Source organism: Streptomyces sp. BRA346 (genome assembly GCF_052851135.1).
Map to the genome: position 1 here is coordinate 18958 of NZ_JAIWIH010000063.1, position 8339 is coordinate 27296.

The following is an 8339-nucleotide window of genomic DNA, read 5'->3' on the forward strand; positions in this document are numbered from 1 at the left end:
CAGCGGACGGAAGGCGGGTCAGCGCATGGCCGCCAGGGCTTTCCACAGCGTCTCGGGGGTGGCGAAGTTGTCGTCGTTGAGCGCGTCGTCGACGAAACGGACCCCGTACATGTCCTCCAGCGAGGACAGCAGCGAGACCATTCCCATGGAATCGAGGCCGAAGTCACGCAGGCTCAGGTCCGCGGTGAGTTCATCCCCCGATTCCAGCAAAGGAAGGTGTTTGCGGAGCAGTTCCCCGAAAGACTCGTCCCACATGCGCGCTCCCCTGTTTTTCCCGGCCCTTGCCGAATAGTCGACTGCCGAATAGTCGGCGTCGCGGCCAACCTAAGCCCTGCGTCCCGCGGGCCGTCACCCCTATCCACCCCTTTTCTCTTCCCGGAGGAAGGAAATGATCGAGACACCGGTCCCCGGACACGGTCTGCACGAACGGTTTCTGCGCGGTCTGGCGCTGTCGCCCGGCCGCGCCGCGATCCGCGTGGACGACGAGATCCTGACGTACGAGGCGATGCACGAACTGGCGCTGCGCCGGGCGGGGGCGCTGCGGGCTCGGGCCCCGCAGGGCCAACACACCGTCGCCGTCCTGGCGGACAAGAGCCTGACCGCGTACGTGGGCATCCTGGCGGCGCTGTACTCGGGCGCCACCATCGTGCCGCTCAATCCGCGGTTCCCCGCCGAGCGCACCCGTCGCATGCTCACCGCGGCGCGCGTCTCGACGGTCATCGCCGACCCCGTCGGCCGGGCCGCGCTCGCCGAAACCGAACGGGACGACCTGCCCGTCCTGGACGAGGCCGCCACCGCTCCCCCGCTGGACGCGCCGGTGGCCGTCCGGCCGTCCGACATCGCGTACGTCCTGTTCACCTCGGGATCGACGGGCCGCCCCAAGGGCGTGCCGATGACCCACGGCGCCAACGACCACTACTTCACCCTGCTGGACCGGCGGTACGACTTCGGGCCCGCCGATGTGTTCTGCCAGAACGTGGGCCTCAACTTCGACTGCGCGATGTTCGAGCTGTTCTGCGCCTGGGGCCGCGGCGCCCCGGTGCACGCCATTCCGCCCGCGGCCCACCGGGACTTGCCGGGGTTCCTCGCCGAGCGGCGGATGACCGTCTGGTTCTCCACCCCGAGCGGCACGTCGTTCATCCGCCGGATGGGCGGGCTGGCGCCCGGGGCCATGCCCACGCTGCGGTGGAGCTTCTTCGCGGGCGAGGCGCTGCTGTGCGACGACGCCGCCGCCTGGCAGGCCGCCGCGCCGAACTCGCGGATCGAGAACCTCTACGGGCCGACCGAGCTGACCGTCACCATCACCGGCCACCGCTGGTCACCGGACACCTCACCGAGCCGGGCGGTGAACGGCGTCGTCCCGATCGGCGCGGTGCACCCCGGCCATGACCATCTGCTGCTCGACGGGGACACCGAGTCCCCGGTCGAGGGCGAACTGTGCATCACCGGGCCGCAGATGACCCCCGGCTATCTGGACCCCGAGGACGACGAGGGCCGGTTCCTGGAGCGCGACGGCCGCCGCTGGTACCGGACGGGCGACCGGGTGCGGCGGCTGGACGACGGCGAGCTGGCGTACCTCGGCCGCCTGGACACCCAGGTGCAGATCCAGGGCTTCCGGGTCGAACTGGCCGAGGTGGACCATGTCGTACGGCGGTGTGCGGGCGTACAGAACGCCGCCACCGTGACCCGCCCGGCGCCGGGCGGCGGGCTGGAACTCGTCCTCTACTACACCGGCGACCGGGTGCACCCGGTGGCGCTGCGCCGCGAGCTGTCCGCGCATCTGCCCGAGCCGATGGTGCCCAAGGTGTTCCGGCACGTGGCGGAGTTCCCGCTGAACGCCAACCACAAGGTCGACCGGGGGCTGCTGGCCCGCGAGGCGGCCGCGCTGTCGGACGGCCGGTCGTAAGTCAGACGGCCATCCCCGACCCGAAGCGGCGGGCGTCCTCCACGACCGTCCGCAGCGCCTCGGCGAGCGACGCGCCCGTCGAGGCGTGCTCGGGGTCGATCACCCACTGCATCATCACGCCGCTGAGCAGCGCGTGGTAGAACTGCCCGACCGCGGCCCGGGTGTGCGGGGGCAACTCCTCGCCGCCCAGCAGGAGTTCGACCAGGCCCTTCTGGGCCTGCTGCTGTGCGTCGACGATGAAGCTGCGGACCTCGGGCACGTGCTCGATCTGGGAGATCGCCTCGAACTGGGCGGCCCACACCGGGCGGTGGCGCTCGAACAGCTCGATCACGCGCGTCCAGGCCCGCTCGAACCGCCCGATCGGGTCGTCGGGCAGGTCCCCCACATCGGCCACGGCCCGCTTCAGCTCCTGGGCCCACTCCTCGAGCGCCTCCATGATCGCGGCGTTGAGCAGGGCTTCCTTGGTGCCGTAGTGGTAGCCGATCGAGGCCAGGTTGGTGCCGGACGCCTCGACGATGTCCCGGGCGGTGGTACGCGCGTACCCCTTCTCGTACAGGCAGCGCTTCGCCCCGACCAGCAGGTCCTCTCGGTGTCCCATGCGGAGAAGTCTAATCGCACCGCCCTGAGATCTGTCTTGGACAAGCGTCCTAGACACATCACTTACACAAATCTATAGTCTCGGCCATGAGTGAGCCCCTGAGCCCCCAACGAGCAAGCCGGAAGGACTGGATCGGCCTCGCCGTCCTCGTCATCCCGGTCCTTCTGATGTCGATGGACATGACCGTCCTGTACTTCGCGCTGCCGTTCCTCAGCGCGTCCCTGGAACCGAGCGCGACGCAGCAGTTATGGATCGTGGACATCTACGCGTTCATGCTCGCCGGGCTGCTCATCACCATGGGCACCCTCGGCGACCACATCGGCCGCCGGCTGCTGCTCATGCTCGGCGCCGTGGTGTTCGGCGCCTCGTCCCTGGCCGCCGCCTACGCGGGCAGCGCCGAACTCCTCATCGCCGCACGGGCCGTCCTGGGCATCGCCGGGGCCGTGCTCGCGCCGTCCACGCTCGCGCTGATCCGCAACATGTTCCACGATCCCACCGAGCGCCGTACCGCGATCGCGATCTGGACGGCGGGGCTCTCCGGCGGCGCCGCGCTGGGCCCGATCGTGTCGGGGCTCCTGCTGGAGAAGTTCTGGTGGGGCTCGGTCTTCCTGATCAACATCCCGGTCATGGCCCTGATCCTGCTGCTGGGCCCGCTGCTCCTGCCGGAGTACCGCGCCCCGCGGCCCGGCCGCTTCGACCTGCTCGGCGCCGCGCTGTCGCTGGGCACCGTGCTCCCCGTCATCTACGGCATCAAGGAACTCGCCGACGACGGCTTCGCCTGGACGTACGCGGCCATCACGGCCGCCGGGGTCGTCGTCGGCGTGCTGTTCTTCCTCCGCCAGCGCTCGGCCGCCAATCCGCTGATCGACCTGAGCCTGTTCCGCGACCGGGGGTTCAGCGCGTCCATCGGCGTCAACCTGGTAGCCCTGTTCGCGATGGTCGGCTTCCTGCTGTTCTCCACCCAGTGGATCCAACTGGTCTACGGGCTGAGCCCGTTGAAGGCCGGATTGTGGACCCTGCCCGCGCCGCTGGCGGTGGCGGTGACGACCTCGGTGGCCGCCGTGCTGGCGAAGTCGATCCGCCCCGGCTACATCATCGGCGTCGGCATGGTCATCGCCACGGCCGGATTCGCCGTCATGACACAGCTGCGCGCCGATTCGAGCCTGGCCGTCGCGGTTGTCGGCGCGACGATCATCTCGGGCGGGGTGGGCATGGCGATCCCCCTGACCGCCGACCTGATCGTCTCCGCGGCGCCACCGGAGCGCGTGGGCGCGGCCTCGGCGCTGCCGGAGACCAGCAACCAGCTCGGCGGGGCGCTCGGTGTGGCGCTCCTGGGCAGCATCGGTTCCGCCGTCTACACCCGCGATGTGTCCGACGCGACGTCAGGGCTTCCGCACCAGGCCGCCGAGGCAGCCGAGGGCTCGCTCGGTGGCGCCGCGGAGGTGGCCAAGCATCTGCCCGACCGTGCGAGCGAACCGCTCCTCCAGGTCGCCGGGGAGGCGTTCACCCGCGGCATGAACATCAGCGCCGTCGTCGCCGGGGCCGTGATGCTGGTGGGCGCCGCGGGCGCCGCCTGGCTCATGCGCCACGTCGCGACCCCCGCCGCCGCTCCGGCGGCGGCCGCCCCCGCGAAGGCCGAGCCCACGCCCGCCTCCAGCCCGGAGTGAGGGCGGCCGCCCTGGCGCGTGCACGGAAAAGGCCCCCGCGCGATGGTCGCGCGGGGACCCTTTTCGCAGGGGCCGTTCAGCGTGCGCGGGCTTCGCAGGCGCCCGTTCAGCGGCCGAGGGTCACCGGCAGGGTGGTGTACCCGGTGAGGCCCATGACGGCACGGCGCTCGGGGGTGCCGGACAGTTCGATCTTCGGGAAGGTGTCGATCAGCTTCGGGAAGAGTTCGGCGCCCTCGATGCGCGCGAGGCTGCCGCCGAAGCAGTAGTGGGCCCCGGCGCTGAAGCTCAGGTGGGGGCCGTTGTCGCGGGTCAGGTCCAGGCGGTGCGGGTCGGGGAACCGGGCCGGGTCGCGGTTGGCGGCGGCGAGCAGGGTCAGGACGAGAACGCCCTCGGGTATCTCGGCACCGCCGATGGTGACCGGCCGGGTGGTGACCCGACTCGCCGCGGTGGTGTGGGTGGTGTGGCGCAGTAATTCCTCCACGGCCGACGGCGTGATGCTCTTGTCCGCGCGCCAGCGGTTCAGCTCGTCGGGGTGGTCGAGGAGCGCGAGCACCCCGGTCGCGACGAGGTTGGTGGTGGCCGCGAAGCCCGCGGTGAACAGGAACAGGATGAGCGCCATCAGCTCGTCCTCGTCCAGCCGGCCGTTGGTGGCCTCCTGGACGAGCGAGGACATCAGGTCGTCGCGCGGGGTGGCGCGGCGATCCTTGATCACCTCGCGGAAGTACCCGGCCAGTTCCTCGGCCGAGGCGTCGGCACGGGCCAGGTCCTCCTCGGTGTAGAGGCCGGAGAAGACGTGTGACCAGTCGTCGGCCAGCTTCCAGAGGTGTTTGCCGTCCTCGTACGGAAGGCCGAGCATGTCGCTGATGACCGCGACCGGGAAGGGCACGGCCAGCAGGTCCACCAGGTCGACCACCTCGCCGCCGTCGGACCGCTCGATGAGTCCGTCGATGAGCCCGGCCGTCAGCCGCTCCACCGCGGGCTGCATCTTCTTGATCTTGTTGGGGGTGAAGACACGGGCGGCCAGGCCGCGGATACGGCCGTGGTCGGGCTGGTTGAGGGTGACCATCGAGTTCAGGTACATGCGCAGGGAGAGATGGTCGGCCCAGTCCTCGCGCATCTGGGTGGCGGCGCGGGCGCCGCTCTGCACGTCGGGCAGCCGCAGGAACTCGGTGACCTCCTCGTACCCGGACATCACCCACACGCCGAGCGAGGCGGCGTTGTGGACCCGATTCACCGACTGGAGCGTCTCGTAGAGGGGGAAGGGGTCGGCGGGAAAGGGCGGCGAGATCAGCGCGATCAGCGCTTCGTCGGCCTGCTGGGCCGTCGGGGTCGTTTCGGTGGTCATGTGGGGCGTTCTCCTCAGTGTGGTGCTTCGGTGTGGTGCCTTTGTGTCGTGCTTCGGTGTGGTGCCTCGGTGTGGTCGTGATCCGGTCCGGCGCGTGGGTTACGGTGCGGACCTCGTGTCCAGCTCGTCGTCCAGGACGTCGAACAGTTCGTCGGCCGAGAGCGAGGCGAGATCGGTCTCCTCGCCGCCGCCCCCGTCCGGCCGGTGGGTCTCCAGCCATCCGGCCGTCAGGGCGCGCAGCCGCTCGGCCACGCGGTCGTAGTCCTCCGCGTCCGGTGTCGCCGACGCCAACGCCGCCTCCAGCCGGGACAGTTCGGCTTCCAGCGGGGACACGGTGGGTTCCTGGTCCGCGCCCAGCTGTTCGCGCAGCTCGTCGGCGACCGCGGCGGGCGTCGGGTGGTCGAACACCAGGGTCGCGGGCAGCTTCAGACCGGTCGCCGCGCCCAGGCCGTTACGCAGCTCCACGGCGGTGAGCGAGTCGAAGCCCAGGTCCTTGAACGCCCGATCGGACCGGATGGCGTCGGCCCCGTCGTGCCCGAGCACCGCCGCCACCTGCGTCCGCACCAGGTCCAGCAGCAGGCTGTCGCGTTCGGCGTCGTCGGCCAGCTCCGCCAGCCTGCGCCGCAGCCCCGCGCCACCGTCTCCGCCGCCCGCCACGCCCGGGCCCGCGACGCGGCGGCGCGCGGTGGGCACCAGACCGCGCAGCATCCCCGGGAGCCGGTCGGCGGGACGTGCCCGCAGGGCGGCCGTGTCCAGGTGGAACGGCGCCAGCAGCGGCTCCCGCGTACGCAGCGCGTCGTCCAGCAGCGCCAGTCCCTCTTCCTGCGACAGGGCGGGCAGGCCCATGCGCAGCATGCGCTTCCGGTCGGCCTCGGCCAGTTCGCCGAGCCCGGTGTCGGTCTCCCACAGCCCGAACGCCAGCGAGGTCACCGGCCGTCCGGCCTGGTGGCGACGGTGGGCGAGCGCGTCCAGGAACACGTTCGCCGCGGCGTAGTTGCCCTGCCCGGCGGCCAGCACGAGCCCGGCGAGCGAGGAGAACAGCACGAACGCCGACAGATCGCGGTCGGCCGTCAGCTCGTGCAGGTTCCAGGCCCCGTCCACCTTGGGCCGCAGGACCGTGTCCATGCGCTCCGGCGTCAGCCCTCGCACCAGCCCGTTGTCCACGACACCGGCCGCGTGGACGACCGCGTCGACCGGATGCCGGTCCAGCACGGTGGCGAGCGCGGCGCGATCGGCCACGTCGCACGCCTCGATGGCCACGTGCGCACCGTGGGCCGTCAGTTCGGCGCGCAGTTCCGCCGCGCCCGGCGCGTTCCCGCCCCGGCGGCTGGTCAGGACGAGCCGCCGGACGCCGTGTGCCGTCACCAGGTGACGGGCCACCAGGGCGCCGAGGCCACTGGTCCCGCCCGTGATCAGCACCGTGGACGCCCGGTCCCACGGGTCGTGGGACTCGTCCACCGCGGCGGCGGGCACCCGGGCGAACTCGGGGACGAGCAGCTCGCCGCCCCGGAACGCCATCTCGGGCGCGTCGACCAGGGGTGGCACGGTGTCCGCGTCGTCGAGGTCGAGGAGGAGGAACCGGCCCGGATTCTCCGCCGCGGCCGCCCGGACCAGACCCCATACGGGTGCCTGGCCCAGGTCGACGTCCTCGTCCTCGACCGGCACCGCACGACGGGTGACGACCGCGAGTTTTTCCTCGTCCTTGCCGTGGTCGGCCAGCCACTCCTGGAGGCGCGCCAGCACCGCGCCCAGGACCCCGCGTACGGCCTCGGGGGTGTCCCCCGCCGCCCGCGGGACCTCGTACACCTCGACGGGTGCCTCCGGGCGGGGGTGAGCGGCCGCCCTGGTCCAGGTGAGGGCGAACAGCGACTCGCGGTGGTCGCCACCCGCCCGCAGCTGCTCGGCCGACACGGGCCTCGACGTCAGGTTCGCCACGGAGAGGACGGGCGCCCCGCTCTCGTCGGCGACCAGCACCTCCGTACCGCCGTCCCCGTCCCGGTGCGACAGCCGGACGCGCAGCGCCGAGGCACCGGCGCGGTGGAGCGAGACGCCGCCCCAGGAGAACGGCAGCTCCGGTGCCCCTGCCCCCTCGTCCTCGATCAGCCCGGCGTGCATCGCCGCGTCCAGCAGCGCGGGATGCACACCGAACCGGGCCGCCTCCGCCCCTTCCGGCAGCGCGACCTCGGCGAACACGACGTCATCGCCGCGCCGCCAGGCCGCCTTGAGGCCCTGGAAGGCCGGACCGTAGTCATAGCCGCGGGCGAGCAGGGCCGCATAGGCACCGTCCACCGGAAGCGGCGTCGTGTCGGCCGGTGGCCAGACGCTCAGATCGGACGGCGGTGGCGTGGCGGACGGGACGATGCCACCGGTCGCGTGGCGGGTCCACGTCTCGTCATCGAGGGACGAGTAGATCTCGATGGTGCGCGCGCCGGAGCCGTCCGGGCCGCCCACCACGACCCGCACCGCCACGCCGCCCTTCTCGGGGACGACGAGGGGCGCTGCGAGCGTCAGCTCGTCGATCGCCTCGCACCCCATCTGGTGGGCGGCTTGCAGCGCGAGTTCGACCAGTCCGGTGCCGGGCAGCAGCAGGGTGCCCAGCACATCGTGGTCGGCGAGCCAGGGGTGGGAGTCGAGGGAGAGCCGCCCGGTGAACACCGCCCCGCCGGTGTCCGGCAGCACGACCCTCGCACCGAGGAGCGGATGGTCCACCGTGTCGGCCCCGGCGAGGGCCGTGGGCTGCTCGATCAGCCAGTAGCGGGTGCGCTGGAAGGGATACGTGGGCAACTCCACGCGCCGGGCACCGCGCCCCGCGAACACCGCGGC

The 8339-nt window shown here is 72.0% G+C and carries 6 protein-coding genes; 2 read left to right on the forward strand and 4 right to left on the reverse strand.

Annotated features, from left to right (window positions below; translation table 11 throughout):
- Positions 1 to 18 precede the first annotated feature (18 nt).
- Positions 19 to 255, reverse strand: a complete 237-nt coding sequence (locus LCH29_RS41295) for an acyl carrier protein (protein WP_123107321.1) — start codon at positions 253 to 255, stop codon at positions 19 to 21.
- Positions 256 to 388: 133 nt separating this feature from the next.
- Here LCH29_RS41295 and LCH29_RS41300 point away from each other — a divergent pair, with 133 nt between their 5' ends.
- Positions 389 to 1906 (forward strand): AMP-binding protein, encoded by a 1518-nt coding sequence (locus tag LCH29_RS41300; protein WP_446466824.1) that lies wholly within the window; start codon positions 389 to 391, stop codon positions 1904 to 1906.
- A 1-nt stretch (position 1907) separates the two neighbouring features.
- Here the strand turns inward: LCH29_RS41300 and LCH29_RS41305 are convergent, their stop codons facing one another.
- Positions 1908 to 2504, reverse strand: coding sequence for a TetR/AcrR family transcriptional regulator (locus LCH29_RS41305; RefSeq protein WP_009719946.1), 597 nt, complete (start codon positions 2502 to 2504; stop codon positions 1908 to 1910).
- Between the two features lie 86 nt (positions 2505 to 2590).
- Between LCH29_RS41305 and LCH29_RS41310 the strand changes: the two genes are divergently transcribed.
- The gene (locus LCH29_RS41310) at positions 2591 to 4171 is read left to right on the forward strand and encodes an MFS transporter (protein WP_446466825.1); all 1581 of its coding nucleotides are present in this window, start codon (positions 2591 to 2593) and stop codon (positions 4169 to 4171) included.
- A gap of 106 nt (positions 4172 to 4277) precedes the next feature.
- Here the strand turns inward: LCH29_RS41310 and LCH29_RS41315 are convergent, their stop codons facing one another.
- Entirely contained in the window at positions 4278 to 5516 is a 1239-nt protein-coding gene (locus tag LCH29_RS41315) for a cytochrome P450 (RefSeq protein ID WP_446466826.1), read from the reverse strand.
- Between the two features lie 99 nt (positions 5517 to 5615).
- On the reverse strand, positions 5616 to 8339 hold a 2724-nt coding region (locus tag LCH29_RS41320), incomplete at its 5' end, for a type I polyketide synthase (RefSeq protein WP_446466827.1).